Here is a 26,445-nt window from a genome sequence, read left to right as displayed (position 1 = left end):
CCCTTCCGGGGCGTCACTCACCGCTGAAGCCGCGGTACGGCACCACCGACACGCCCTCACGCACGGCCCGTTCGTCGTCCTGTGCGGCCGTCGGGTCCAGGTGCCCCACCCACAGCGAGTGCGTGGACCGGGCCGAGAAGCCGGGACGGAGGGCGCGGCCGATCTCGCCGGGGGTGCTCGTACACCCTCTGGCACGCAGATCGGCGACGACGTCGTCGAGGAACCGGTGGGGCGGTCGGATCCATCCGTCGCCCACCGCGACCTCGCCGCCCTGCCCGCTGTGGACGATCCCTCCCCCCTCTCTTGAACGCGTTCAAGAGAGGCCGTAGAGTCATCGCCGAACACACTTGAACGCGTTCAAGTCGGGGGCTCGATGTCTCTGCTGGTCGATCTGATCGTGATGCTGGGCATGCTCGTGGTGGTCCCCGCGGGGCTGCGGCTGGCCGAAGCGCCCGAGCTGGACCGGATGCGCCACCTGTGGCCGCTCTTCGCCGTGCCCGGCGCCGTCGCTCTCTGGCTGCCGCGCGGCGCGGCGGCCACCACCCTGGCGGCCTGTTACGCGCTCGGGGCCGTACTTCTGGCCCTGCACGCCCCCGTGCGGCTGCTCCACAGCCGCGCGGACCCCGACGCGTCCGCCGTGGCACCCGCCGAGATCGCCCTGCTCACCGCCCTCGTCACCCCCTCGATCGCGGCCACCGCGCTGGTCGCCGAACGCTCGGGGCACACACTCTTCGGCTTCGGGCTCGGTATCCTCGCGCTGACCGTGCCGCACTTCCACTTCGCCGGATTCGCCGCCGCGCTCGTCGCGGGACTCGTCTGCCGGGTCGCCGACAGCAACGCGGGAAGGTTCGCCGCGCTGAGCGTGCCGCTGGGCACCCTGCTCGTCCTGATCGGCTACTTCATCGGGGACTGGGCCGAGCTGGCCGGGGCGGTGGTCCTGACAGCGGGCATGTGGGCCGTCGCCCTCCTGACCTGGCGAACGATCCGCGGCCGGCAACGGGACCGGATCACCCGGCTGCTGCTCGCCGGCTCGTCCGCCGTGCTCGCGGTCACCATGGTGCTCGCGCTGAGCTGGGCACTCGGTGAGGCCACCGGGCTCCCGCACCCCGCACTGACCTGGATGGCCGCCACCCACGGTCTCGGCAACGCGCTGGGCTTCGCACTCTGCTCGATGCTCGCCTGGCAGAGGCTCCAGAACCCCACCGATCACGAAGGCAGGACCGTATGAGCGCCCTCAACTACTCCGAGGTCGGAGCCACCCGTCCGGGTCCGCTCCCCGACGGCTATCACCACCTCCACCACCGGACCCGGGTCGGTCACGGCCGGGCCGACCTGGCGGCAGCGGGCGCGGCGGTCACCGACTGGCGCATGCATCGCAACAGCGGGGCCAGGGTCCGCGCGTCGGCGGCCCGTGCCCAGGCCGGGGTCCTGGTCCGGGTGTCGATCGGCATCGGCCCGTTCCGGTTCACCGCACCGTGCCTGGTCGTCTGGGCGGCGTACGAGAGCGATCGCATCGGATTCGGCTACGGAACACGCACGGGACACCCGGAGCGTGGCGAGGAGTCCTTCGTGGTGGAGCTGGCGGACGACGGGACGGTGTGGTTCACCGTCATGGCGTTCAGCCGCCCGGCCGCCTGGTACGCCCGGCTCGCGGGGCCCGTCGTACCGGTGCTCCAGCGGTGGTACGCCCGGCGGCTCGGCACCACGCTGCGCCGGATCGTCGACGAAGGGCGGACCACGCCGCTCTGAGGGGCTGAGCCGGGCCGTCGGCCCGATACTGGAAGCGATGGAGTGGTTCACCGCAGACGGGTACTGGCTCAGCCGGCTGATCTTCCAGCGGGCTCTCGCCGGTGTGTATCTGTTCGCCTTTCTCACCGCCGCGCTCCAGTTCCGGGCGCTGATCGGTGAACGCGGCATGCTGCCCGTGCCCGACTTCCTGCGGCGTACGGACTGGCGCAGCGCGCCCGGTCTCTTCCGGCTCCACTACTCCGACCGCTTCTTCGCCGTCGTCGCCTGGATGGGCTGCGCAATCGCCGTCGCGTTGCTCGCGGGCGTGGACTCGTACGTTCCGCTCTGGGCGGCGATGTTGCTCTGGGCACTGCCCTGGGCGCTGTATCTGTCGATCGTCCAGGTCGGCCAGACCTGGTACGGCTTCGGCTGGGAGTCGTTGCTGCTGGAGACCGGCTTCCTCGCCGTCTTTCTCGGCAACGCGGACACGGCTCCACCGGTGCTGGTGCTGTGGCTGCTGCGCTGGGTGCTGTTCCGCGTGGAGTTCGGCGCCGGGCTGATCAAGATCCGTGGCGACGAGTGCTGGCGCAAGCTGACGTGCCTGTACTTCCACCACGAGACCCAGCCGATGCCGGGACCGCTGAGCTGGTTCTTCCACCGACTGCCGAAGCCCGTCCACCGGGCCGAGGTGGCGGCCAACCACGTCACCCAACTCCTGGTACCGGTGCTCCTCTTCACTCCGCAGCCGGTGGCGAGCGCGGCCGCGGGGCTGATGATCGTCACCCAGTTGTGGCTGGTCCTCTCGGGGAACTTCGCCTGGCTGAACTGGGTGACGATCACCCTCGCCCTGTCCGCCGTCGACTGGTCCCTGTTCACCGAGCCGCCCGCACAGTCCGCGCCACCCCTCTGGTACGAGATCGTCGTCTTCGCGGTCACGGCACTGGTGGCGTTCCTCAGCTACCGCCCGGCGCGCAATCTCGTCTCCCGCCGCCAGGTGATGAACCGCTCGTTCGACCCGCTCCATCTGGTCAATACCTACGGCGCGTTCGGGAGCATCAGCCGGGTGAGGCTGGAGGTCGTGGTCGAGGGCACGAAGGAGCGGGTGCTCCACGAGGGCACGGTCTGGCAGGAGTACGGATTCCGCGGCAAGCCCGGCGATCCGCGCCGGCTGCCGCGCCAGTTCGCCCCGTACCATCTGCGGCTCGACTGGCTGATGTGGTTCGCGGCGCTCTCCCCCGCGTACGCGGGCCCCTGGTTCGGGCAGTTCGTGGAACGGCTGCTGGAGAACGACCGGGACACGCTGCGGCTGCTGCGTCACAACCCGTTCCCCGAGGCGCCGCCCACGCACGTCCGCGCCAGGGTGTACCGGTACCGGTACACGACCTGGCGCGAACTGCGGGCCACCGGACGCTGGTGGCACCGCGCCTACGTACGCGACTTCATGCCCCCCGTCGCGCTGAGGGCGATCCCGTAGGTCCCGCCCGGCTCAGCCCGACCAGGCGATCTTGAACACCCAGGCGTGCTTTCCGCTCCTGCGGGCCGCCGCCGGTACGTCGATCACCAGCGAGCCGCCCGTGGTGCGCCAGCCGAGCGGCCGGTCGTGACCGAGCAGGGTGACCCGGTCACCGCCGCGGATCGGCACCGGCGCCTCGACGGTCAGGGTGGCACCGGGCTGGGCCAGGGAGTGGATGTAGAAGGCCTTGTCGGGCCGCACGGTGAACCGCAGGTCCTCGCCGAGCTGCGGCATCCGTGCCCAGTACGTGGTGTCGTAGATCGCCTCCCCGTTGGTCCTCAGCCACTCCCCCGTCTCGCGCAGCCTGCGCTGCATGATGTCGGGGATCGTGCCGTCGGCCCTCGGCCCGATGTCGAGCAGGAAGTTGCCGTTCTTGGAGACGATGTCGACGAGCGAGTGCACGATCTCCTCCGCCGTCATGTACTTCCCGTCCGGCGTCTGGGCGTTGTAGCCGTAGCTGTACGGGTCCAGGCCGCGGCTCGATTCCCACTTCGCGGTGACGATCTGGTCGTACGTCGTGTACTCGGGCGTCGTGAAGTCGTGCGGCCCGATCCCCGAACGGTTGTTGACGGTGACCTCGATCGGGCGGGCCCGGTTCTTGGCGTGGTTGAAGTACTCGGCGAGCACGCGGTGGCTGTCGTTGTCGCCGCCGATGTCGCACCAGAGGATCTCGGGGCCGTACCGGTGGATCAGCTCCAGCATCTGCGGGCCCTGGAACTGGGTGACGTAGTCCTTGCCCGCCGTGTACCCGGTGTACGGGACGGGCTCCAGGGTGTACGGATTGCGCGGGGCGTGGCCCATCCAGGGATGGTCGGGGTTGAACCACTCGGGCATCGAGAAGTACAGCCCCGGGTGGAGTTCGGGGGTGTAGCGGCGCGAGGCGTCGAAGAGTTCCTTGACGAGGTCGCGCTTCGGCCCCATCTTGACGGCGTTGCGGTCGGAGAGCTTGGTGTCCCAGAGCGCGAAACCCTCGTGGTGCTTCGAGGTGAGTACGTGGTACTGCGCACCGGCGTCCCGGAACAGCTCCACCCAGGAGCGCGGGTCGAAGCGCTCGGCGCGGAACCGCGGGATGAAGTCGTCGTAGGCGAAGGACTCGCCGTAGGTGTCGCGATGGTGGGTGTAGGTGGGGTTGTTGGGGTCCTGCATCTGGCTCCAGTACCACTCGGCGTACTGCGTGCCGACCGGAGCCCAGGCGGGTACCGAGTAGACCCCCCAGTGGATGAAGATCCCGAACTTGGCCGCCTGGAACCAGTACGGCGCCTGATGGGTGGAGAGGGATTCGTCGGTCGGGGCGTAGTCGGGGACGCCGAGGGTGAGCGAGCGGCGGACGGTGGCGGCCTGCTGTCCGCGACCGCGGGCGACGACGTCGCCGTCCCGGGCGGTGCCGGGTGCGGTGCCGGGCCTGTTGCGGATGCCGATGCGGACGCGGGCCTGGTCGCCGGGGGCGAGCCGGGTGATGCGGGCGGGCGCGACGGTACGGGCTCCGGGCACGTCCACGGCGAGCGTGAGGCCGTCCGCGGCGAGAATGCCGACCGTGCCCGCGTTGACGACGGTGGCCTCGACGCTCTGGGCTCCGGAGTCCAGCAACGAAGTGGTGGAGTGGGCGTCGCGCAAGGTCAACGCCCGTCCCTGGGCGGCTGGTTGGAGGGAGAGTGCGAAGATGTGCAGGGACGGCTTGCCGGCCTCGGCGGGCTGGGTGGTGGGCAGGGTGAGCGCGACGGCTTCCCTGGCCGGGTCGAGCGCGATCTCGCTGACGGCGATGGAGACCTGGTGCGCGTCCTTGGCGCCGTCGGCCGTGTAGCGGTACGCGGCGGTGACGGCGCCGCTCCCCGAGTACCAGTCGGGGCCGCCGAGTACCGGGGCCGAGGTGGTGCCGTCGGCGTAGTGGACCGTGGCCCTGCCGGATACGGCGCCGTAGCTGCACGCGGTGAGGAAGAGGCCGGAGAGATAGCGGCCCGGCGGGAGGTCGATGCGCTGTCCGAGGGCGACGATGTTGTTCCTGACACCCGCTCCGGAGCCGGGGAAGAGAAACGCGGTGCCGTCGATGTTCCGTTCTCCAGTGGGGAGTTCCTCGCCGGGGAAGGTGTAGCCGGAGCCGTCGAAGTTGCCGCCGCGGGCATCGGCGGTGTCGATGCCGTCGTTGTCGAACCACCTGTCGAGAGGCACGGGGACAGCGGCGGGGACGGTGCCCCAGTCGCCGTCGTGGGCACCGGCCGCTGCGGGCGCTCGGGCGGCTCCGGTTCGCGGGGCCGCATCGGCGGTGGCGGGGGTGAGCAGGGCGGCGCCGACTGCCGCCCCTGCCGTCATTCCGAGTACATGGCGTCTGGGAAGTTCGGTCATGACATCCGATGATTGGAGCACGAAGCGAACCTGTCAATGCAATCTTCCAGACAGAACGAAACCCGTACCCCACAACCATCCGATGACTAGGGCGCATTCACTGCCGGGGCCGACCGATCCACGCCGGTCCCGGCCGGGTTCCCTATCGCGATTCCTCCCGGGCCCGCAGCAGCTTGGTGATCTGCCGGACGAGCTCGTCGTCGCTGGTCACGGCCTTGCCCGAGACCAAGGCACCGAGGCGCTCGGCGGTCTGGAAGTCGTACGCGCGCTCCACCTCCGAACCCGGCACCTTGTCGTACTCGTCCTCGGCGCGGAAGCCGACGGCCAGATCGACCACCTTCGCGATGAGCCAGGTGAGGATGAAGGAGAACGCGATCACGGAGACGATCGCGACGAGTTGCTTGCCCAACAGCCCCCAGCCACCGCCGTAGAAGAGCCCCTTCTTGCCACTGATGCGTGCGGTGGCGAACAGGCCGACCATGATCAGCCCGATCAGCCCGCCGACACCGTGCACACCCACCACATCGAGCGTGTCGTCGACGTCGAAGCGGAACTTGAGCGTGATCGCGAAGGCACAGACCGCGCCCACGACGAGGCCGGTGATCACCGCGCCGAGGGTGTTGATCTCACCGCAGGCCGGGGTGATGGCGACCATGCCCGCGACGGCCGAGGAGACGACGCCCATCGTGGTGACCGTGCCGGTGCGCCACTTCTCGACCAGCGGCCAGGTGATCATGGCGCCCGCGGCGCCGAGCTGGGTGTTGATGAAGGCGCCGGCCGCCGTGCCCTGGTCGCTCAGCGCGGAGCCGGAGTTGAAGCCGAACCAGCCGAACCAGAGCAGCCCGACACCGATCACGACGAGCGGGATGTTGTTGGGCCGTTCCTCACGACGGGCGAAGTCGCGCGGCGCCCGCAGCACGAGCGCGACGGCGAGACCCGCGACGCCGGAGTTGAGTTCCACCGGCAGACCGCCGGCGAAATCGAGCGCCCCGAGGTGCTTGACGATCCAGCCGTCCTGGTCGAACACCCAGTGCGCCAGCGGAATGTAGACGATGAGCAGCCACAGCACGACGAAGACGAGCCAGCCCTTCATCGTGGCGCGGTCCGCGATCGAGCCGCTCACCAGCGCGACGGTGATGATCGCGAAGCCCATCTGGAACGTGCCGTAGACATACGTGGGGATGTGACCGGTCAGTGTGGTCAGCCCGATGTCGTGCATGAACACGTGGTCGAGGTTGCCGATGAGTCCGGCGCCGCCGACGTCGGGGCCGAAGGCCAGCGTGTATCCGATCGCCCACCAGACGAGCGTGCCGAAGGCGAGCGCGGCGAAGCTCATCTTGATCATCATCAGGATGTGCTTGGTGCGAACCATGCCGCCGTAGAAGAACGCCAGTCCCGGCGTCATCAGCAGCACCATGGCGGTGGCGGCGAGCAGCCAGGCGGTGTCGCCGGAGTCGTACGCGGGTGGCATCGGCGCGGGAGCGGTGTTCATCTGCGGATACCTCGTAGGGGTGTGGGGGGAACGGGTCGGTCGGGCTACGGTTTACGCAGGTCGGGTGCCGGATGTCCGGTGAGGAGCCGGTGCACGGACCGCCAGGCGGCGGCATGTGCGGCGGCGACCGCGACGGGACGGTCGTCCAGGAGCCGGACCCAGGCGCCGCAGTCGCGGGGCAGCACGCTGACCCCGTACAGCACACCGAGCCCGGCCAGCGCCCCGTGCAGGGTGTCGGCGATCTCGGTGGCCGGGACGCGGTCGGTGACCACGAAGAGCGACGCGACGTGGTCGTGCCCGGCGAAGACGCCCGGCCCGACGACGCCGTTGCCGGGTCCCTGCGCGCCCGGGGTCAGGCGCAGGGTGTCGATGGCGAGGAGGGTGCCGTCGGGCCGGGCGATGTGCAGGTCCGTGGCGAGGATCCGGTAGTCGTGGCGCTCGCCGCGGGCGAGCCGCCCGGCGGTGAGGATGTCGCCGACGACCGCGGTGGCGCCGACCGCGACCGTGACCTCGGTCCGCTGGTAGAACCGCGCGTCCTTGAAGGGGATCAGCGGGTCCGGTAGATACTCGACGTAGGCGCCGGCCTCGGCCGTCAGATGCACGCGCTGGCTCGCGTAGTCGTGTTCCATCCGGAAGACCTTGGTGGCCGCCTGGGTGGTCAGATGCACCTGGGTGCCGGGACCGCAGCGGAAGTCCATCCGGTAGCGGTCGGCCTGGGCGATGCCGCCGCCGGTCGCCATCAGATAGACGTGGCTCATCCCCGGCATGGCGGGGTCGATCCACAGCGGCCGCATGATCTGCAACGGGGTCTTCTGGTAGCGCTCGACGAGTTCGGTGCGCCCGCCCCGCACGGCGAAGGCCAGATCGAGGATCCCCACCTTGGCCGGGGAGCCGGGCGCGAGCGTATCGGGAACGGACGCCAGGGCCGCCACGTCCGGCGGGACACGGACCGCGGAGTAGTAGTCGGGGGCGAGACGGTCCGGGCCGGGGCAGGGCAGGGTGGGCCGCATGTCAGATCAGCGCCTTGCGGCGCGATTCGAGGAAGTCCGCGATGTCCCCGATGCCCACGCCGGTGAGGCAGTCGGTGAGAACCACCGGGCGGTCGTCACGGACCCGGTGGGCATCGGATTCCATGATGCCGATGTCGGTGCGCACATACTGCGCGATATCAATCTTGTTGATGACGAGCAGGTCGGAATCGGTGATGCCCGGCCCACGCTTGCGCGGCATCTTCTCGCCCTCGGCGGTGTCCAGGACGAAGAGGAAGAGATCGACGAGCGCGGGGCTGAAGGTGAGGGTGAGATTGTCGCCACCGGACTCGAAGAACAGCGTGTCGGTGTCGGGGAAGCGCTCCAGCATCTCGGCGCCCGCCGCCAGATTCATCGTCGGGTCGTCCCGTACGGCGGTGTGCGGACAGGCGCCCGTCTCGACGCCGACGACGCGCTCCGGTTCGAGGACCCCGTCGAGGGTGCGGCGGATGTGCTGGGCGTCCTCCTGCGTGTAGATGTCGTTGGTGACGACGCTGGGGTGATGACCGCGCTCGATCAGTACCGGGACCAGCGCCTCGATGAGCGCGGTCTTGCCGGATCCGACCGGTCCGCCGATACCGACCCGCAGTACGTTGTCGTCCATGGTGCTCCCTGTTCGTGGGGGTGGTTGGATCAGCTGGCGAAGAGCCGGGCCTCGGCACGTTCATGACGGCCCGACATGACGTCCGAGGCGAAGACGGTGGCGCCGACATCGGCGAGTTCGCGCCGCAGCGCGGCCTCGACCGCCGCCTCGATGACGGATGCGGCGCCCCGCAGCAAGGTCTGCGCCCTGCGGTGGTCGGTCAGCCGCAGTCTCAGGGCCGCTCCCGCGAAGCTCGCGCAGAACGCGAACAGGTCGCAGGCGACGGCCTGACGGACCGGCACACCGGTCGCCGCGTAGATGACCCCCGCGACGACCGCCTGGGTTCCGGGTGCCTCCCGGCGTTCCACACGTTCGACGTAGTCATCGATCTCGGGGCGGTCGAAGACCTCTTGGGCGAGGTCGAGAAGCTGCCGGCCGGTCCGGACGGCGGCCTGGCGCATCTCCCGGCCCAGCTTGGTGGCGAACAGATGCTCGTCGATTCCGGCCACGGCCTCCGGTTCGCCCGCCCGTGTCGCCCGGTGGGCGAGTGCGAGCGCGGTGGCGTCGGCCGGGCCGACGCCGTGCAACAGCAGGTCTTCGAGCAGCAGCGACAGGCTGTCGGGGCCGACCGCCTTGGCCTGGGCGAAGCCCTCAAGGCTGTGCGACAGCGTGTAGAAGCCGCTCGGGAACGCCGAGTCGGTCAACTGGAGGCTGACCAGCAGCGGTCCGAGCCCGGACCCGGGCGACCCGGCCCCGATGGCGGCGAGCTCCGCCGCCATCGGGGCCGGGCCGCCCGGCATCTCGCTCTCATCGCGGTACATCGAGGCCCTAGACCAGGAAGAACAGGTGGTTGAGGGGCAGTTCCTGGGCCGGGTCGATGGTGGCGACCTTGCCGTTGAGGGTGACCTTGAACGTCTCCGGGTCGACCTTGATGTCCGGCAGCGCGTTGTTGCGGATCATGTTGTGCTTGCCGATGGTCCGGGTCCGGCTGACCGGCAGCACCTTGCGTTCCAGGCCCAGTTCGGCGGGGACCCCCGCGGCGATGCCGGCCTGGGACATGAAGGTGACATGGGTGGCCGGCAGGGCCTTGCCGTACTGGCCGAACATCGGCCGGTAGATCACCGGCTGCGGGGTCGGCAACGAGGCGTTGGGATCGCCCATCTGCGCCCAGGAGATGATGCCGCCCTTGATCACCATCTTCGGCTTGGCGCCGAAGGAGTGGATGGGCCAGAGCACGATGTCGGCGAGCTTGCCCTTCTCGATCGAGCCGATGTGGTCGGAGATCCCGGTGGCGATGGCCGGGTTGATGGTGACCTTGGCGAGGTAGCGCAGCACCCGCTGGTTGTCGTTGCGGGCGGAGTCGCCCTCCAGCGTGCCGAGCTTGTCCTTGCAGTGGTGGGCGGTCTGGAAGGCCCGGGTGACGGACTCGCCGACCCGGCCCATGGCCTGCGAGTCGGAGGAGAACATGCTGATCACGCCGAGGTCGTGCAGGACCGACTCGGCGGCGATCGTCTCGGCGCGGACCCGGCTGTCGGCGAAGGAGACGTCTTCGGGGATGTCGTGGCTGAGGTGGTGACAGACCATGACCATGTCGAGGAGCTCGTCCACCGAGTTCTTGGTGTACGGAAGCGTCGGGTTGGTGGAGGACGGCAGGATGTTCGGCTCGCCCGCGACCCGCAGGATGTCCGGGGCGTGACCGCCGCCCGCGCCCTCGCTGTGGAAGGTGTGGATGGTGCGGCCGTCGATCGCGGAGCGGGTGTCCTCGAAGAAGCCGCTTTCGTTGAGGCTGTCGGTGTGGATGGCGACCTGGATGTCGTGCCGGTCCGCGACGGCCAGCGCGTTGTCGATCACGGCCGGGGTGGCACCCCAGTCCTCGTGGACCTTCAGCGCACAGGCTCCGGCGACGATCTGCTCGTCGAGCGCCTCCGGCAGACTGCCGTTGCCCTTGCCCATGATGCCGAGGTTGACCGGGAGGGTCTCGGCCGCCTGCAGGAACCGGGCGATGTTGTACGGGCCCGGCGTGCAGGTGGTGCCGTTCGTGCCGTCGGACGGGCCGGTGCCACCGCCGATGAGGGTGGTGATGCCGTTGGTGAGTGCCTGCTCGGCCTGTTGCGGGGAGATCAGGTGGACGTGGGTGTCGATGGCACCCGCGGTGGCGATGAGGTGCTCACCGGCGATGGCCTCCGTGCCGGGCCCGATGACCAGGTCCGGGTGCACGTTGTTCTGGGTCTGCGGGTTGCCCGACTTCCCGATGCCCGCGATGAACCCGTCCTTGATGCCGATGTCGCATTTGACGACGCCGACGACGGGGTCGATGACCACGACATTGGTGATGACGGTGTCGAGCGCGCCCTGGGCGCTGGTGGCCTGTGGGTCCGCGGCCATGCCGTCACGCATGGTCTTGCCGCCGCCGTAGAGGACCTCGTCCCCGTACTGGCCCTCGCTGAAGTCCTTCTCGACCTCGACGACGAGGTTGGTGTCGGCGAGGTGGAAGCGGTCGCCGACCGTCGGGCCGAACATGTCAGTGTACTGCTTGCGCGGCAGGATGGGCATCAGCGCGAACCCTTCTTCTTCGGCTTGGAGTCCTTCGGGTTCGTCGGGTTCGTCGGGTTCTTCGGACTCCCTGCGTCCTTGGTGTTCCTTCTGTTCTTCGACGGAATGCCGGAGCCGGCGTCGTTCCGGGCGCCCTGGAAGCCCTGCTCGATCGCCTTGCGGACGGCCTCGACCCTGGCCGGGTGGGATGCGAGGCTGCCGTTGAGCAACCCGCTGAAGCCGACGAGACGCCCGGTGCCGGCGTACGCGCACAACTCCACCTCGCGGGTTCCGCCGGGTTCGATGCGCACGGAGGTTCCGGCGGGAATGTTGAGGTGCATGCCGAGCGCCTTCTGACGGTCGAACGACAACGCCGAGTTCACCTCGAAGAAGTGGTAGTGCGACCCGACCTGGACCGCGCGGTCGCCCGTGTTGCTGACGGCGAGTTTGACGGTGCGGCGACCTGCGTTGATCTCGATCGGATCCTTGCCGTAGAGGTATTTCTGACGGAACGTCATACGGTGCTCCTGATGGCTGGCCCGCACCCTGTACCTGCGGGTGCTGACGCGCGTGCTGATGTGGGTGCGTGTGCGTGTGTGCATGTCCGTGACCACGGCCGTGGTCGTGGTCGTGGCCCTCGCCCGGCGCATGGGTGTGCGAGTGGCCGTGCTCGTCGGCGGCGGTCAGCCCGGTCGCGATGCCGTCGTCGCCGCGCTCGCTCCACTTCCGCCGGGCATCGGCCACCCGCTCGGCGAGGACCCGGGCCAGCGCGGCGGGCGGCACCAGCGGACCGGCGCGTTCGACCCGCGTACCCGATACGTCCGGCACTTCGGGCGGTACGAACGCGGCCGGGAGCAGCACCACGCGGGAGGCGCCGAGCAGCCTGCAGCGCCGCACCCCCTCGACCGGATCGGGATCGCCGCCGCCGAACGCGACCTCGACCAGGGAGTGGCTGCCGAATCGGCGGACCAGACTCGCGACCCGGTACAGCTCGGCGTCCTCGAACGGGTCGCCGGACGGGGCGGTGAGGAGCAGCGCCGCGGCATCGGGGGCGCGGACCGCCGCCGCCCGCAGCCAGGCGACCAGGTGCCCGGAGGTGCCGAACGGTTCGGCGAGCAGGCTCCCTGATCGTTCGTCGGCGGGCAGCGCGCGCAGCGTACGGGCGGTGTCCGCGACGAGTTCCGGGTCGCGGCCCAGCGTCATGGGGACGACGCACACCTTCTCGCCGCCGCGCCTCAGTCCGGCGACGCTCCGGAACAGCTCGCGTCCGCCGGGCACGACGGTCACCGCGGGGTCCACCAGGCCGTGCAGCGCCTTCCCGTACGCGGCTTCATGCCCGCACACGGCGATCACCCGACAGCGGTCGGACACCGGGCTCAGCCGCCGATGGGGTCGTGGCAGGACACCAGCTTGGTGCCGTCCACGAAGGATGCCTCGACCTGCAGCAGCCCGAGCATGTCCCGTACGCCCGGCATGGTGTCGTCCTCGCTGACGATCTGACGGCCGAGTTCCATGCAGTCGGCGACACTCCTGCCGTCCCGGGCGGCTTCCAGGATCGCTTCGGTGATCAGCGCGACGGACTCGCTGTAGTTGAGCTTGAGACCGCGGCCCTGGCGTTTGCGCGCCAGGTCGGCCACGACGTACACCAGCAGTTTGTCGATCTCGCGAGGTGCGAGGTTCATCGTCAGTACCTTCCTCGGAGCTGTGCGGACAGGGGTGGGGAACGTCCGTGGGGGCGGCGTCAGTCGCTGCGGCGAAGGCGCGTCAGCAGCGGGACGGCTGCCATGAACGCCCAGGTCGTGAGGATGAACGGCCAGGTGAAGGTGTGGCCGCCGAACGGCTTGAAGAAAGACGTCAGTGAGGCCGTGAGGCCGGTGGTGGCCGCGGCCCCGAAGAGCGCGTACGCCCCGTTCCACACCGTGTCGGTGAGGAAGACCGCGCCGATGGCGATGGCGACGAGAACGGCGTTGTATCCGTAGATGCCCTCGGCAACCAGCGCGGTGGGGGCACCGAGTGCCCAGGCCGCGACGATTCCCATGACGCTGCCGGCCGCCGCGTACAGCACCACGCGCACTCCGGCCAGGGCCAGGCCGACGAGCATGATGAGCCCGGCGTACCACTCACCCACCAGGAAGATCTGCGACACATTGGTGAAGAAGGCGTGCCACAGGTCGTCCCACGAGATGCCGGTGTCCCCGGTGGTGGCGCTGGAGACGGCCCTCGGGGCACCGTGCCAGACCCGGTGGAAGGACGGAGCCCCGAGCACCATGACGCCGGAGACCAGGCAGAACGGTGCGGTGAGCGCCGTCAGTCCGTAGGGGGCGAGCAGGGTGGTCAGCGCCGCCATCAGCAGGGTGCACATGATCGTGCCGATGACGGTGAGCACATAGGTGGCGGGGTGGTGTCCGAGCGAGGTGACCAGTGCGATGCCGGTGAGGCAGCCGTTGTAGCCCTGGAGGCCGAGGGCGATGCCCGACCGGTCGACACCCAGCGCGTAGGCGGTCGCCGTGGAGAGCATCGTGCCGAGCGTGGCGAACAGGCCGATCCGCCAGCCCGCGGCCCACAGCCCGGCGAGGATGAACGCGCCCGTCCAGATCCCGGGTTGGAGGTCGACCTGCCCGACTCCACGCACCGATGCCAGGAGGTAGGCGGTCGGCTGCCGGCTCTCGAGCCTGCCAACGGCATCCGGCTCGGCGACGGACAAGGGGGCTCCAACGGTCGGGCGGAGAGGGACGGTCTGACGACCGGGCGGAGCGGTCGAAGAACCACTCACCGCCATCCATACACATGACGGGCCGTTTTTCCCCTGGTGAGCCGTTCGGTAGATCCATTCGAGTGCGCACCCGAGTCGTTCTGCGTGCCGGGTGTCCCGCGTCCGCCGTCGCTCCTCCTACGAGCTGCTGACCTTCACCTCGGCTCGCCGTCAGGCCATCGGGCGGGGCCGGCTGTCCGGTGCTGACCGTCGGCGCTGGCGTCGGGCTCTCGTTCGCCGGGGCCGCGGTGGCGGACACGGTCCTGGGACTGGCGGATGAGCAGGAACGACCGAGCTCCGGCCCGCCCCTTGCGGGATGCGGGCCGGAGCTCGGGGGTGAGGCGGTCGGACGCGAAGCGGTCAGTCGATGCCGGGCAGGATGTGCGGCTCGGCGAGGTCCTCCTCGTAGCCGGCCAGCCGGATCGGCGCGGACCTGGCCCAGACCTCGATGTTGCGGAGCTTCTCGGGCCTGCGGGCCCGCTCTCCGTATCGTTCGGCCGAAGGCTTCTCGTGCTTCGTCAGTTCTGGTGTCGTCACCGCGCACTCCTTTGTGTCGCGTGGCCCCGGGCGTCGCCGACACCCCGGCCTCATTACCAGGAGTCGACCACCCGCGAGGGGCGGGGGAAGGAACAGTACGGTCGCGGTGGCGCCGGGTACGGGACGGGACGGCGACTTGGTTGACAAGCCTGTCCCAGGACGGTCGGGGAGGATTCGTGGACTCCTCGATGACGTCCGTTCACATCAGAGTAACCAAATGAGCGCGTTCCCGCTCGATGGAATGTGTGCCGTAGGTCACTTTCAGCCACCGAATACGGAAAGGACCCGGCCAGGAGCGGTTCCCGACCGGGTCCATGACCCCGCGCGCACGCCCCGCCGCCCGTTGCCTACCAGTTGGCGGTCGCGTAGTCCTTGAGGAAGCAGCCGTACAGGTCCTCGCCCCCCTCGCCGCGCACGATCGGGTCGTACACGCGGGCGGCGCCGTCGACCAGGTCGAGCGGGGCGTGGAAGCCCTCCTCGGCGAGGCGGATCTTGTCGGGGTGCGGACGCTCGTCGGTGATCCAGCCGGTGTCGACCGCGGTCATCAGGATGCCGTCCTTCTGGAACATCTCCTGGGCGCTGGTGCGGGTGAGCATGTTCAGCGCGGCCTTGGCCATGTTGGTGTGCGGATGGCCCGCGCCCTTGTAGCCGCGGCCGAACACGCCTTCCATCGCCGAGACGTTGACCACGTAGGCGCGCTTGGCGGCGGTCGCCGCCATCGCCGGACGGAGCCGGCTGATCAGGATGAACGGCGCGGTGGAATTGCAGAGCTGGACCTCCAGCAGCTCGATCGGCTCGACCTCGTCGACCGTCTGGATCCAGCTGTTGGTGTCATGCAGATCGGGCACGAGACCGCCCGCGTCGATCGCCGTTCCGGCGGCGATCCGCTCCAGGGAGGCGGACCCGGTGACCAGGGCGAGCTCGGTCACGTCCTGCGCGCTCAGGCCCTCCTTGCGGGCGGCGGGCAGCGCCGCGACCCGGTCGACGGTGCCACTGCCGAAGGTCCCGATGACCTCGGCTGCGGGCAGTTCACCCGCCGGAAGCGGGGCGGACTCGGCGTGGACCAGTTCGCTGTACGCGTTGGCGGAGCGGCGCACCGTCTGCGCCGCGTTGTTGATCAGGATGTCCAGCGGGCCCTCGGCGGCGACCGAGTCCGCGAGCGCGACGACCTGGGCCGGGTCGCGCAGATCGATGCCGACGATCTTCAGCCGGTGGATCCACTCGTCGCTGTCCGGCATCGCCTTGAAGCGGCGGATCGCGTCGTTGGGGAAACGCGTGGTGATGGTGGTGTGCGCGCCGTCGCGCAGCAGCCGCAGCGCGATGTACATGCCGATCTTGGCGCGACCGCCGGTGAGGAGCGCGCGGCGGCCGGTGAGGTCGGTCCGCGCGTCGCGGCGCGCCCGGTTCTCCTGGGCGCACTGCTGACAGAGCTGGTGGTAGAACGCGTCCACCTCGACGTACCGGGTCTTGCAGATGTAGCAGGACCGGGGGCGCTGCAGGACGCCGGCGATCTCGGCGCGGGCCGAGGACGACGGCAGGATCCCCTGTGTCTCGTCGTCGATGCGGTCGGCCGAGCCGGTCGCGGTGGCCTCGGTGACGGCCTTGTCGTGCGCGGTCTTGGCGGCGCGGCGCTCCTGACGGCGGCGCTGCTTCACGGTCCGGTAGATCCCGGCCGTGGCACGGCGCACGGCTATGGCGTCGGGGTGGTCGACCTCGATGGTGTCGAGTTCGTCGAGCACGCTCAGGCAGACGGCCAGCCGCCCCGGGTCGATACCGGGACCGAACTCCTCAGTACCGGGAGCGAGCTCCGGGCTTTCCTCTGTCACCGTCATTGCCGTTCCTCTGTCACTCGTCCCTCGTGGCGCCGACCGCCGTACCGGGTCCTGTCGGGCCGAACGCCCCGGTCAAGTCTGCCATGCACCTGATGCTGCTCCGTTCGTGTGACGTGTCCCGTGAGGCACCCCGTGGTGCGCCGGGCGCGTCAACGTGTGACTTCGCGCGTCGTCCCGTGACTTCGCTGGGGCCGAGCCGCTCGGCCCCCGGGGCCCTCCACAGTTCGGTCACATATGCTTCCCTGCGATACGGCCGGAGCCGGGCCGTATCCGGTCCGTACACAGGGGGTGGACAGTGACCGAGCTCCCCGTGGGTGGATCCCCGGCACAGCCCGTACATCCGGCCGCCGTCCCCGTACAGATCGGGCGTCCCCCGGCCGACAGCGGTTCCGTCTGGGATGTCGATGCCGTGATCCTGCTGGTCGAGGACGACGCCGGTGACGCGCTCCTCGTCGAGGAGATGCTCGCGGACAGTGAGCTCGACTCGGCGTTGACCTGGTGCAGAACGCTGACGGAGGCGCGCCGGTTCCTGGCCGGCTGCCGGACCCCGTGCTGTGTCCTGCTCGACCTCCACCTGTCCGACGGGTACGGCCTGGACGCCGTCACCCGGATCGTGGAATCGGCGCCCGACGCCGCCATCGTGGTGCTGACCGGCAGGTCCGAGGCCGATACGGGCCTGTCGGCCGTGGCGACCGGTGCGCAGGACTATCTCGTCAAGGGCCGACTCGATCCGGAGGCACTGGGGCGCTCGGTCCGCTACGCCCTCCAGCGCAAGCAGGTCGAGCGGGCCGCCGCCGCGTTGCGTGCCAACCGGCTCATGGCTCAGGAGAACGCCCGCCTGGAACGCGGTCTGCTGCCCGTGCCCCTGCTGCACGACGACTCCTTCGAAGCGGTGGCGCGGTACGCACCGGGCCGGGCTCAGGCCCTGCTCAGCGGTGACTTCTACGACGTGGTGCAGACGTCCGACGGCACGGTGCACGCGGTGATCGGCGACGTGTCGGGGCACGGGGCGGCCGAGGCGGCGCTCGGTGTCTGCCTGCGGGTGGCGTGGCGCACGGCGGTGCTGTGCGCCACCGGTCAGGCCGAACAGGTCCGGCTGCTGGAGGAGATCCTCGTCGCCGAACGCTCCGACCCGCATGTCTTCGCCACCGTCACCTCACTGGTCTTCGCACCGGACCGACGCCGCGTGCGGGTGGTGCGGGCCGGTCACCCCGGGCTGCTGCTGCGCGGCGGTGCCCGGGTGAGCTGGGTCGAGCCCGAGCCTGGCATGGCGCTGGGACTGCTGCCGGGAACGGGGCACTGGAGCGCCTCGGAGCTCTCGCTGCCCGGGGACGGCCGGATCGTCCTCTTCACGGACGGCCTCTTCGAAGGGCGTACGGGGCCGAGAACCCGGCTCGGCGAGGACGGGCTGCTCGCCATGGCCCGCCGACACGGATCACTGGCGGCCCGCGCCTTCGTGGACACCCTGGTCGACGAGGCCGCCCTGGCCGCGTCCCCGTACGGCGGCCTCGCCGACGACGTGGCCGTGCTCCACCTGGGCTGGGGGCGGGAGGAGCCGCGGTGAGCGGCCGGGACGCGCCGTCGGCCCCGCGCCGCCGTCCGGCCGCCCGTCTGTCGGTCCAGAACTGGGTCCATCTGATTCTCGCCGTCTTCGTGCTGGTCGTCTGTGCCGGGCTGACCGTCGGTGGCCTGGTGCTGGCCCGGATATCCGACCGCACCACCGAACTGGTGGACCGGATACAGCCGGCGCGCTCGTCGTCCTTCCAACTGCAGAACGCCCTGCTGGACCAGGAGACCGGGGTCCGCGGATACGCGCTCACCGGTGATTCGACGTTCCTTCGGCCGTACGAGGCGGGGATGCGGGACGAGAAGCTGCGGCTGGCCAGAGTGCGCGCGCTCGTCGGGGACGAGCAGCCCTTCGCCCGCGATCTCGACCGGATCGCCGCGGCCGCGCGGGAGTGGCGCAGCGTGCACGCCGAGCCGCTGGTCGCCGCGGTCCGGCGGGAAGGCCCCGCATCCGAGTCCTCCGCCCCGATCCGGCGGAGCAACCACGAGTTCGACACCCTGCGGCAGCTGTACGCCACCCAGCAGGCACATCTCGACGTGGCGCGCGACCGGGCCCGCGCCGATCTGAGCACGGCCCGCACCACCCGCGACCAGGTGCTGATCTCGTTGGTCCTGGGCTTTCTGCTCGCAGTCCTCTCGCTGAGTCTGCTGCTGAACCGGATGGTGGGCCGACCGCTGAGCCGGCTGACCGCCGCCTCCGAGACGGTCAGTTCGGGGGCGTTCCACAGCCGGATCGAGGTGGACGGCCCGTCCGATGTGCGGGCGGTGGCGGCGGCCGTGGAGGACATGCGCCGCCGTATCGTCGAGGAACTGGCCGAGTCCCGGGAGCGCGAGACGCTGCTGGCGGACCAGACGCGGGAGCTGCGCCGGTCCAATGGAGAGCTGGAACAGTTCGCCTATGTTGCCTCGCACGATCTGCAGGAGCCACTGCGCAAGGTCGCCTCGTTCTGCCGGCTTCTGGAGAAACGGTACGGCGCGCAGCTCGACGACCGGGCGCGGCAGTACATCGACTACGCGGTCGACGGCGCCGGGCGGATGCAGGTGTTGATCGACGATCTGCTCACCTTCTCCCGTACGGGCTGGGTGCACGAGAAGTGGAAGCCGGTCGGCCTCGACCGGACCCTCGACCGCGCGCTGGCCAATCTCGCGCTGGTCGTCGAGGAGTCCGGTGCAACGGTCGTACGGGAGGGTCCGCTGCCCGAGGTGACCGGGGACGCGACGGCGCTCGCCATGGTCTGGCAGAACCTGATCGGCAACGCGGTGAAGTTCCGCCGCCCCGACGTGCCGTGCCGGATCACGGTCGGCTGCGCGCGGGACGGCGACGACTGGCACTTCCGGGTGACGGACAACGGCATCGGAATCGCGCCGGAGTCCGCGCAGGACGTCTTCGTCATCTTCCAGCGACTGCACAGCAGGGACGAGTACGAGGGCACGGGCATCGGCCTGGCCCTGTGCCGGAAGATCGTGGAGTTCCACGGCGGCCGGATCCGGCTGGACCCGGAGACCACCGAAGGCGCCTGCGTCCACTTCACCCTTCCCGTCGCCCCCGCCGTGCCGGCGCACTCGACGGCAGCACCGCTCGCCGTGGATCCTTCCGCCGCAAGGCCCGGCCATGGCTGAGATCTGCCGGGTTCTCCCCGGAGTGGGACCGTTCGTGGCGGGTAGGCGAACGGCGAGAAGCTGTCAACGAACACCCCTGCGTCGCCCTGGCTGGAGCACATGAACGAACAGGCCACCTCCCGACCGGCCGGTCGCCCTTTCCCGGACCGGCCCACGGAGGTTCTGCACAGCGCCGAGGTGTTCGACGGCGAGCCCGGCTGCATCGCGCAGGCCCGGGAGCTGGCCGACCGCTTCCTGGTCCGGCTGGCCGCCGAGTGGCTCGCGGTGTTCGGCGAACACACGCGCAGCGATCTGATGCTGGCCGTGAGCGAGCTGGTCACCAATGCCGACCGCTACAGTCAGGGCCCGTATCTGCTGGAGCTGGAGGGCACCGCGGAACGCGTCAGCGTGACGGTGTACGACAGCAGTACGGCCCTGCCGCTGTTCTACTCGCCCGATCCCACGCGCCCCGGCGGCCACGGCATGGAGATCGTCGTGGCCCTCTGCGACCGGCTGACCGCCGAGCGCGTACCGGTGGGCAAACGCATCCGGGCCGAGTTCGAACTGAGCAGCTGAGCTGTGGGGCGGGCGGGACGCCGCCCGCCCCACGGCCACGGTGGATTCCCGGCGATCCGGGCCAGAGGTGCGGACGGACACGTTCCGGCCCGTCCGGGACGGGCCGGTACGGGCCGGAGCGCTGTCACGGATCAGGCGGTGGGACACCCCGCCACGACCGGGTTCGACGCGTCCCGGACGAGCGCCTCCTGTGCCGCCCTGATGCGTTCGACATCAGGCTTGACGATCCGGCGGTCGTAGGTGAGGAGTCCGTTCAACTCTCCCTCGACATCCGAGATCTGGGTGTAGACGGCGCCGTTGCTGCCGTTGCAGGCGAGCTTTCGCACCTCGTCGAGCCGGGCCAGATAGTCGTCGGTGTAGGTGGCCGGGTCGACCGCGATGTACGACTGCTGTACGGCCCAGGCGTGCCCCGGCACGGCCAGGCCGAGCCCGCCGTACTCCCCGCTGACCAGGGCGCGTCTCCCGTCGGGCCGCGGAAGCGCGGGGCTCGGGTAGCCGTGCGCGTCGGCGATGTCACCGTTGCCGCCGTCCACCGCGCCGCAGCAGTTGAGGCCGCTCATGTTGTTGACCAGCCGGGTCGGGTCCCAGGACTTGGCCTGCTCGGCGACGCGGGCCTGGTCGTACTGGCCCCAGCCCTCGTTGAAGGTGACCCACATGACGACGGACGGGTGGCTGGAGTGTTCGTCGATCATCTCCTTCATCTCGCGCTCGTACTCGGTTCGCGCGGCGGCGGACGGGTTGACGGTGTTCATCGCGGGCATGTCCTGCCAGACCAGCAGGCCCAGCCTGTCCGCCCAGTAGAACCAGCGGTCGGGCTCGACCTTGATGTGCTTGCGGACGGAGTTGAACCCCATCGCCTTGTGCATCCTCAGGTCGTACGCCAGCGCTTCGTCGGTGGGGGCGGTGTGCAGACCGTCGGGCCAGAAGCCCTGGTCGAGGGTGGCCATCAGGAAGACAGGCCTGCCGTTGAGCACGGTGCGCGGGGTGCCGTTCACCTTCTCGACGGCGACGGACCGCATCCCGAAGTAGCTGCCGACCCGGTCCGAACCGACGGTGACCTTCAGCCGGTACAGATGCGGATCGTCCGCAGACCACAGATGCGGGTCGGGCACACCGAGGTCGAGTGCCGCCCCGGTACGTCCACTGACACTCCCGACCTTGCGGTCCCCGTCGTAGGCGGTGGCCTTGACCGGCACCCCGTCCCGTACGCCGCGCACCTCGACGGCCACCTTCTCGCCCCGGACGTCGGGGGTGAGCTTCAGCGAGTCCGCGTGATCGGCGGCGACGGGCTCCATCCACACCGTCTGCCAGATCCCGGACGACGGCGTGTACCAGATGCCGCTGGGATCGAGGCGCTGCTTGCCCATCGGCGGGTTCTCACCGTTCGCGGAATCGGTCGGGTCGTGGACACCGACGATCAGTTCCTGGTTGCGGCCGGGCTTCAGCGCATCGGTGATGTCCGCGCTGAACTTGTCGTAGCCGCCCCGGTGTTCGGCGACCTTCCTGCCGTTGACGTACACCTCGGACTGCCAGTCGACGGCCCCGAAGTTCAGCTGAAGACGCTTGCCGGATCCGACCTTCCAGTCCTTGGGGACGGTGAAGGTGCGGCGATACCACATCCGGTCCTCGTGCCGCTCGATCCCCGAGAGCTGCGACTCGACCGGATAGGGAACGAGGATCTTCTCGCCGAGCTTCCTGCCGACCGGGGGCCGCTCCCCCGCCCTCGCCGGGGCGAACTCCCAGGAGCCGTTGAGATTCTGCCAGTTGACGCGAGTGAGCTGAGGTCGCGGGTACTCGGGCAGCGCGTTGTGCGGGCCCACCTCATCGGCCCACCCGGTACGCAGTTCGTACCTGGAGCGGTTGGGCCCGCTGGACCAGAAGGCACCGACGGGCTTGCCGTCCTCCCCCGCCAGGGCCCCGGCACCGTCGTAGCGGACATCGGCGAGCCCCCTGGCGTCACCGCGCTTGTTGCCGACGACCGGCTCCTTGAGCGCGACGGTGAGGCTGCGCGGGTCGGCCGGGTCCGCCTTGACGGCGCCGAGCGGCCACGTGGCACCGCCGATCACGGCGTCGAGATGGTTGGCCAGCCCGGCGGGCAGGGGAGCGAGCTTCTGCGCGAAGCCCAGCTTGAGACTGCGCCCGTCGGCGAGCACCGTGGCGGCGATGGCGCCGTCGTACGCGAAGTCGTCGGGCAGCCGGAAGGCGGACTGCGGCACCGGCACCTTGCCGCCACCGGGTTCGGTCCACTTCAGATGGAGGCTGGACCCTCCTTGATGCTCGAAGAACTCGACCTTGAGGTCGTAGGCCTTGCCCGCAGTCAACTCGACCGGTTGCGAGGTCTGTTCGACCTCCCAGTCGTCGACCCAGTGGTCGATGACCGGCTTCCCGTCGATCCAGAGCCGGAAGCCGTTGTCCCCGATCATCGAGAAGACATGCGCACCGGTCTTCTCCGGAACGATCTTTCCGGTCCAGCGGATGCTGACGTCATCGCTCTGCCCGGTCGCCGAAACCAACCGCGGCTCAAGCGTGGGGAAGTCGATGTCGGGGTCGAATCCGGTGGCCTTGAGCTGCCCGAAGTCGAAGGCGCCGGGGGCGGTATGCGTGTAGTACTCGCCCTTCAGCCCATGCACCTCACCGGTGCTCCCGGGGTCCGGGACGGCCGAAGCGGCAGGCACGGCGGACAGGCCGGCGGCGCCGAGAACGGCAGCGAGAAGTAGAACCAGTTTCTTTCTGATGCGCACGGATCCTCCTTGTCGAGGAAGGGTGGCGGCTCGTTGCAGCAGGATGTACAACGTTGGAAGGAACGGCAGTTGGCATGACAGCACGACACCCGCCGAACTGTCCAGGTGCATGACAAGTCGGGAACGGTCCACCTCTCCCGCTGCTCGGCACGGGCACACCGCACCCGGGCGTTCAGGCGTCCACCATTCCAGCGCCTTCTTCAGCTTGTACTCGGCGCTACCCGCCATGAACGCCCGGCCGGGGAAGTCCCTGTCGGGCAGCCGTAGTGGACCGGCCGTCAGCGACCGACGCTGCGCGAGCATGGAGAGCGCGAGCCGGCCCTCGTCCAGTCCGTCCACCTCCAGCGGCCGATAGGCGTCGTGCAGGCGGCCTCGGCCTCGACCCGCCCGACACCACACCAACCACCCGGCTCGCCCTCGCACCCCGCGCCCTGTTCCCTGGCGGACCCGCCGCCTGAGCGATGCGGCATGCCCTCGGCAGACGCCAGGCACCGACCGCCGACGGTAGCCCGGTCGGAGTTCCGCGTTCGGGCGGCTTCGTGCACCAGGCGAACCTCGGTGTGGCCGACGTGGGCGGTGGTGGCGCCGTCGACCTGCTCGTCCAGCGCGAGGCACGCCCCCGGCGGCAGACCCGGCAGGTCCGGCTCCAGCACCGTGGCCGGGACAGGTGATCCGATGTCGCCGCCGCGGGAACGCGGGTCTGCAGAGGCACTTCCGCGCTCTTCTGCCGGCGGTGAACACCGGCCCGCCTCGGCTCGACGATCACTACCGTCCAGTCTCATGACGACGGTTACCACGCACACGGTCGAGTACCCGGCCGACGGCCTGACGATGATCGGGCACCTGGCGCTCCCGGCCGGTGTCGACCGCCGGCCCGCGGTCCTGGTCGGGCCCGAGGGGCCGGGGCTGAACGACTTCCAGCGCCGCCGGGCCGACACCCTGGCCGAGCTGGGGTACGTGGCGCTGGCCTTCGACATCAATGGCGGTCGCTGGTTCACCGACCCCGGGGAGATGCTGGCGCACGTGATCCCCCTGCTCGCCGACCCCGACCGGATGCGGGGCATCGGCCACGCGGCGCTCGACGTGTTGCGCGCCGAACCGCGGACCGACCCCGACCGGATCGCCGCCATCGGCTACGGCACCTGGGGCGCAATCGTGCTGGAAGTCGGACGCGACAGCGTCGACCTGCGCGCGATCGCGACAGTCAACGCGCTGACCACGGGCCGACGGGGCGAGGCGGCGCGCATTCGCTGCCCGGTGTGGGCCGGGGTCGGGTCGGAAGACCCGATCATGCCGCCCGCGCAACGGGACGCGTTCACCGCCGAGATGCAGGCCGCGGACGTCGACTGGCGCCTCGTGGTCTACGGCGGTGCCTTGCACGCCTTCCACCACCCGCCGGTCGACCATCCCGTGCGCCCCGGCGTCGGCCACCACCCACGGCACGCGCAGCGGGCCTGGCGCGACGTCGTCGACCTGCTCGCCGAGTGCCTGCCCGTAACGGAGTGATCTGGTCGGCAACCGCGATCCCGGGCCGCGAACCAGGCCGGTCGACCGCCACCGGCACCGGTCGGTGGGACATCACCGCAGCTCAGAGAAACTGTGACGAGGTGCTTGCCCGTCGGCGCCGGAGCTCCGACCACGGACACGCTCGATAAAGCCGCCCCGAATTCGGTCACGGTCAGCAATATTTCTGTGGGTTCACCGCTCGTTGACGGCACCCCGAGTGGCGCAACTTCCGCGTGCACCGCGAGCGAATCACCGGGTTCGGGGCATCTTGTTGAGGTCCCCCGAGGCACATCTACACCCCCCACGCCTCATCCCCGCCGGAGCAAGGGGTGCATGCACCATGCGGATGTCCAGGCCGGTCGCGCCCACGGCGCCCACGAACCCGGGCCTCAAGCGGGACATCGGGCTGATCGGTCTCATCTGGACCTCGGAGGGGTCCATCATCGGATCCGGCTGGCTGTTCGGCGCACTGTTCGCCGCACAGGCAGCCGGCACGGCGGCGCTCATCTCCTGGGGAATCGGGGCGCTCGCCATCATCGTGCTGGCCTTCGTCCACGCCGAGCTGGGAGCGATGTACCCGGTCGCGGGCGGTACCGCCCGCTTCCCGCACTACGCCTTCGGCAGCGCCGCCGGCGCGTCCTTCGGATGGTTCTCGTGGCTCCAGGCCGTCACCGTGGCGCCGATCGAGGTCATGGCGTCGCTGAACTATCTCAGCGTCCACGCCCCCTGGGTGCAGACCGGCAAGAATCATCTGACACCCGCGGGATACGGGCTGGCCGTCGCGTTCATGGCGTTCTTCGTCGTCGTCAACTTCCTCGGCATCAAATGGCTCGCCCACACCAACAGCGTGGCGACGTGGTGGAAGGTAGCCGTCCCGGTCTTCACCATCGTCGTGCTGGCCGCCACCACCTTCCACAGCGCCAACTTCGGCTACCAGGGCTTCGCCCCCTTCGGAGCCAAGGGCGTGCTCTCCGCCATCAGCACCAGCGGCATCATCTTCGCGCTGCTCGGCTTCGAGCAGGCCGACCAGTTGGCGGGCGAGAGCCGTAATCCCGCCAAGGACATCCCACGGGCGGTCATCGGTTCGATTCTCATCGGCGTCCTCATCTATGTGGCACTTCAGGTCGTCTTCATCGCCGCCCTGCCGCACAGCGCGTTCGCCCATGGCTGGGCCGACCTGACCTTCAGCGGAAAGGCGGGGCCGTTCGCCGGACTCGCCACGTCCGTCGGGCTCGGCTGGCTCGCCACGCTGCTGTACATCGACGCGGTCGTGTCACCGTCCGGTACGGGCCTGATCTACACCACGGCCACCTCACGGGTCTCCTACGGACTGTCCCGCAACGGCTACGTCCCGGTGGTCTTCGAGCGCACCACCGAGCGCGGCGTCCCGTGGTTCAGCCTGCTTTTCGCCTTCGTGATCGGACTCATCGTGTTCCTGCCGTTCCCCACGTGGCAGAAGCTGGTCGGCTTCGTCACGTCCGCGAGTGTGCTGATGTACGCGGGAGCACCGCTGGCCTTCGGGTGCCTGCGCAAACAGGACCCGGAGCGGCCTCGTCCGTACCGGCTGCGCGGGGGGATGTTCTGGGCACCCGTGGCGTTCATCGTCTCGAATCTGATCATCTACTGGGCGGGCTGGGACACCCTGTGGCGGCTCGGTGTGGCCATCGTGCTCGGCTATCTGCTGCTGGGCGGCTCCGCCCTGCTCAAGCTCAACCCGAGAGTTCCGCACATGGACTGGCGGTCCGCGCAGTGGCTGCCGGTGTACCTCGTGGGCATGGGCCTGATCTCCTGGCAGGGCGGTTTCTGCAGCACGGGCCCGGCATCGTCCGCGTCCTGCGGTGCGACCGACGCGCTGCCGCTGTGGTGGGACATCGTCCTCATCGCCGCCTTCAGTCTGGTGATCTACTTCTGGGCCCAGGCCGTCCGTCTCCCGGCCGAGGAGACCCAGGAATACATCGGCTCCGTCGAGGTGGTCCCCGGCGGGTGACCGACCCCACCGGTCTTCCGACCGCGGGCGGCGTCGGGCTCGACGGTGCTGCGGCCCATGGACGTCGCGGCTCGGCGGTGCTGCCGCCCGGGGGCGTCGCGGCCCGTGGGCGTCCCGGCTCGACGGCATCGCG

23 protein-coding genes are annotated in these 26,445 nt (G+C 69.9%); 10 read left to right on the top strand and 13 right to left on the bottom strand.

The genetic code is table 11. From position 1 onward, the window contains the following. Positions 1-13 precede the first annotated feature (13 nt). Positions 14-256 carry a hypothetical protein gene (locus tag ABZ826_RS09305; RefSeq protein WP_361444632.1) on the bottom strand — a complete coding sequence of 81 codons (243 nt, stop codon included), beginning with the start codon at positions 254-256 and terminating at the stop codon, positions 14-16. 117 nt (positions 257-373) lie between these two features. On the opposite strand from ABZ826_RS09305, the gene ABZ826_RS09300 reads away from it, so the two are divergent. Genes ABZ826_RS09300 through ABZ826_RS09290 form a run of 3 tightly spaced genes read left to right on the top strand, consistent with a single transcriptional unit; the run spans position 374 to position 3,202 of the window. Beyond that, on the top strand, positions 374-1,228 hold the full coding sequence (locus tag ABZ826_RS09300; protein WP_361444629.1) for a YndJ family protein: 855 nt from the start codon (positions 374-376) through the stop codon (positions 1,226-1,228). Continuing rightward, entirely contained in the window at positions 1,225-1,749 is a 525-nt protein-coding gene (locus tag ABZ826_RS09295; protein WP_361444626.1) for a DUF1990 domain-containing protein, read from the top strand. Before ABZ826_RS09300 ends, ABZ826_RS09295 begins: the two co-directional genes overlap by 4 nt. A 37-nt stretch (positions 1,750-1,786) precedes the next feature. Then, positions 1,787-3,202, top strand: coding sequence for a lipase maturation factor family protein (locus ABZ826_RS09290; RefSeq protein ID WP_361444623.1), 1,416 nt, complete (start codon positions 1,787-1,789; stop codon positions 3,200-3,202). A gap of 12 nt (positions 3,203-3,214) precedes the next feature. Here the strand turns inward: ABZ826_RS09290 and ABZ826_RS09285 are convergent, their stop codons facing one another. The 7 genes from ABZ826_RS09285 to ABZ826_RS09255 all read right to left on the bottom strand — a co-directional run bounded on the left by ABZ826_RS09285 (position 3,215) and on the right by ABZ826_RS09255 (position 11,734). Then, positions 3,215-5,581, bottom strand: coding sequence for an alpha-L-fucosidase (locus tag ABZ826_RS09285; RefSeq protein ID WP_361444620.1), 2,367 nt, complete (start codon positions 5,579-5,581; stop codon positions 3,215-3,217). A gap of 142 nt (positions 5,582-5,723) precedes the next feature. After that, positions 5,724-7,073, bottom strand: a complete 1,350-nt coding sequence (locus tag ABZ826_RS09280; protein WP_361444617.1) for an ammonium transporter — start codon at positions 7,071-7,073, stop codon at positions 5,724-5,726. A gap of 44 nt (positions 7,074-7,117) precedes the next feature. Then, on the bottom strand, positions 7,118-8,083 hold the full coding sequence (locus tag ABZ826_RS09275) for an urease accessory protein UreD (RefSeq protein WP_361444614.1): 966 nt from the start codon (positions 8,081-8,083) through the stop codon (positions 7,118-7,120). Position 8,084: 1 nt separating this feature from the next. Continuing rightward, positions 8,085-8,705 carry an urease accessory protein UreG gene (gene ureG / locus ABZ826_RS09270; protein ID WP_361444611.1) on the bottom strand — a complete coding sequence of 207 codons (621 nt, stop codon included), beginning with the start codon at positions 8,703-8,705 and terminating at the stop codon, positions 8,085-8,087. Between the two features lie 29 nt (positions 8,706-8,734). Further along, complete coding sequence (locus ABZ826_RS09265) at positions 8,735-9,505, bottom strand: urease accessory UreF family protein (protein WP_361444608.1); 771 nt, start codon at positions 9,503-9,505, stop codon at positions 8,735-8,737. A 7-nt stretch (positions 9,506-9,512) separates the two neighbouring features. Further along, positions 9,513-11,237 (bottom strand): urease subunit alpha, encoded by a 1,725-nt coding sequence (gene ureC / locus ABZ826_RS09260; protein ID WP_361444605.1) that lies wholly within the window; start codon positions 11,235-11,237, stop codon positions 9,513-9,515. Then, entirely contained in the window at positions 11,237-11,734 is a 498-nt protein-coding gene (locus ABZ826_RS09255; protein ID WP_361444602.1) for an urease subunit beta, read from the bottom strand. The genes ureC and ABZ826_RS09255 overlap by 1 nt, the downstream gene beginning before the upstream one ends. A gap of 82 nt (positions 11,735-11,816) precedes the next feature. On the opposite strand from ABZ826_RS09255, the gene ABZ826_RS09250 reads away from it, so the two are divergent. After that, entirely contained in the window at positions 11,817-12,344 is a 528-nt protein-coding gene (locus ABZ826_RS09250) for a hypothetical protein (RefSeq protein WP_361444599.1), read from the top strand. Between the two features lie 248 nt (positions 12,345-12,592). On the opposite strand, the gene ABZ826_RS09245 is transcribed toward ABZ826_RS09250, so the two are convergent. The 4 genes from ABZ826_RS09245 to ABZ826_RS09230 all read right to left on the bottom strand — a co-directional run bounded on the left by ABZ826_RS09245 (position 12,593) and on the right by ABZ826_RS09230 (position 16,337). Next, the gene (locus ABZ826_RS09245) at positions 12,593-12,898 is read right to left on the bottom strand and encodes an urease subunit gamma (protein ID WP_266750742.1); all 306 of its coding nucleotides are present in this window, start codon (positions 12,896-12,898) and stop codon (positions 12,593-12,595) included. A 59-nt stretch (positions 12,899-12,957) separates the two neighbouring features. Then, a complete protein-coding gene (locus ABZ826_RS09240; RefSeq protein WP_361444595.1) occupies positions 12,958-13,920 on the bottom strand; it encodes an urea transporter in 963 nt (320 codons plus the stop codon). A 408-nt stretch (positions 13,921-14,328) separates the two neighbouring features. Further along, positions 14,329-14,505 (bottom strand): hypothetical protein, encoded by a 177-nt coding sequence (locus ABZ826_RS09235; protein WP_361444592.1) that lies wholly within the window; start codon positions 14,503-14,505, stop codon positions 14,329-14,331. Positions 14,506-14,852: 347 nt separating this feature from the next. Further along, the gene (locus tag ABZ826_RS09230; protein WP_361444589.1) at positions 14,853-16,337 is read right to left on the bottom strand and encodes an SDR family NAD(P)-dependent oxidoreductase; all 1,485 of its coding nucleotides are present in this window, start codon (positions 16,335-16,337) and stop codon (positions 14,853-14,855) included. A gap of 295 nt (positions 16,338-16,632) precedes the next feature. Between ABZ826_RS09230 and ABZ826_RS09225 the strand changes: the two genes are divergently transcribed. The 3 genes from ABZ826_RS09225 to ABZ826_RS09215 all read left to right on the top strand — a co-directional run bounded on the left by ABZ826_RS09225 (position 16,633) and on the right by ABZ826_RS09215 (position 20,078). After that, positions 16,633-17,901 carry a fused response regulator/phosphatase gene (locus tag ABZ826_RS09225; protein WP_361444586.1) on the top strand — a complete coding sequence of 423 codons (1,269 nt, stop codon included), beginning with the start codon at positions 16,633-16,635 and terminating at the stop codon, positions 17,899-17,901. After that, positions 17,898-19,523, top strand: coding sequence for an ATP-binding protein (locus ABZ826_RS09220; protein WP_361444583.1), 1,626 nt, complete (start codon positions 17,898-17,900; stop codon positions 19,521-19,523). Before ABZ826_RS09225 ends, ABZ826_RS09220 begins: the two co-directional genes overlap by 4 nt. Positions 19,524-19,622: 99 nt before the next feature. Beyond that, the gene (locus tag ABZ826_RS09215) at positions 19,623-20,078 is read left to right on the top strand and encodes an ATP-binding protein (RefSeq protein WP_361444580.1); all 456 of its coding nucleotides are present in this window, start codon (positions 19,623-19,625) and stop codon (positions 20,076-20,078) included. 131 nt (positions 20,079-20,209) lie between these two features. Here the strand turns inward: ABZ826_RS09215 and ABZ826_RS09210 are convergent, their stop codons facing one another. Further along, complete coding sequence (locus ABZ826_RS09210; protein WP_361444577.1) at positions 20,210-22,819, bottom strand: PA14 domain-containing protein; 2,610 nt, start codon at positions 22,817-22,819, stop codon at positions 20,210-20,212. Between the two features lie 539 nt (positions 22,820-23,358). On the opposite strand from ABZ826_RS09210, the gene ABZ826_RS09205 reads away from it, so the two are divergent. From ABZ826_RS09205 to ABZ826_RS09195, 3 genes are all read left to right on the top strand, one after another. Beyond that, on the top strand, positions 23,359-23,490 hold the full coding sequence (locus ABZ826_RS09205; RefSeq protein ID WP_361444574.1) for a hypothetical protein: 132 nt from the start codon (positions 23,359-23,361) through the stop codon (positions 23,488-23,490). Positions 23,491-23,599: 109 nt separating this feature from the next. Then, positions 23,600-24,325, top strand: coding sequence for a dienelactone hydrolase family protein (locus tag ABZ826_RS09200; protein WP_361444571.1), 726 nt, complete (start codon positions 23,600-23,602; stop codon positions 24,323-24,325). A gap of 340 nt (positions 24,326-24,665) precedes the next feature. Further along, positions 24,666-26,312 (top strand): APC family permease, encoded by a 1,647-nt coding sequence (locus ABZ826_RS09195; protein ID WP_361444568.1) that lies wholly within the window; start codon positions 24,666-24,668, stop codon positions 26,310-26,312. Positions 26,313-26,445: the final 133 nt, after the last annotated feature.

The sequence above is a fragment of the Streptomyces sp. NPDC047515 genome (assembly GCF_040643055.1).
Classification (GTDB): Bacteria; Actinomycetota; Actinomycetes; order Streptomycetales; family Streptomycetaceae; genus Streptomyces.
Note: the sequence above shows the minus strand (reverse complement) of the source record. Positions and strands in the feature narration are given on the sequence as shown.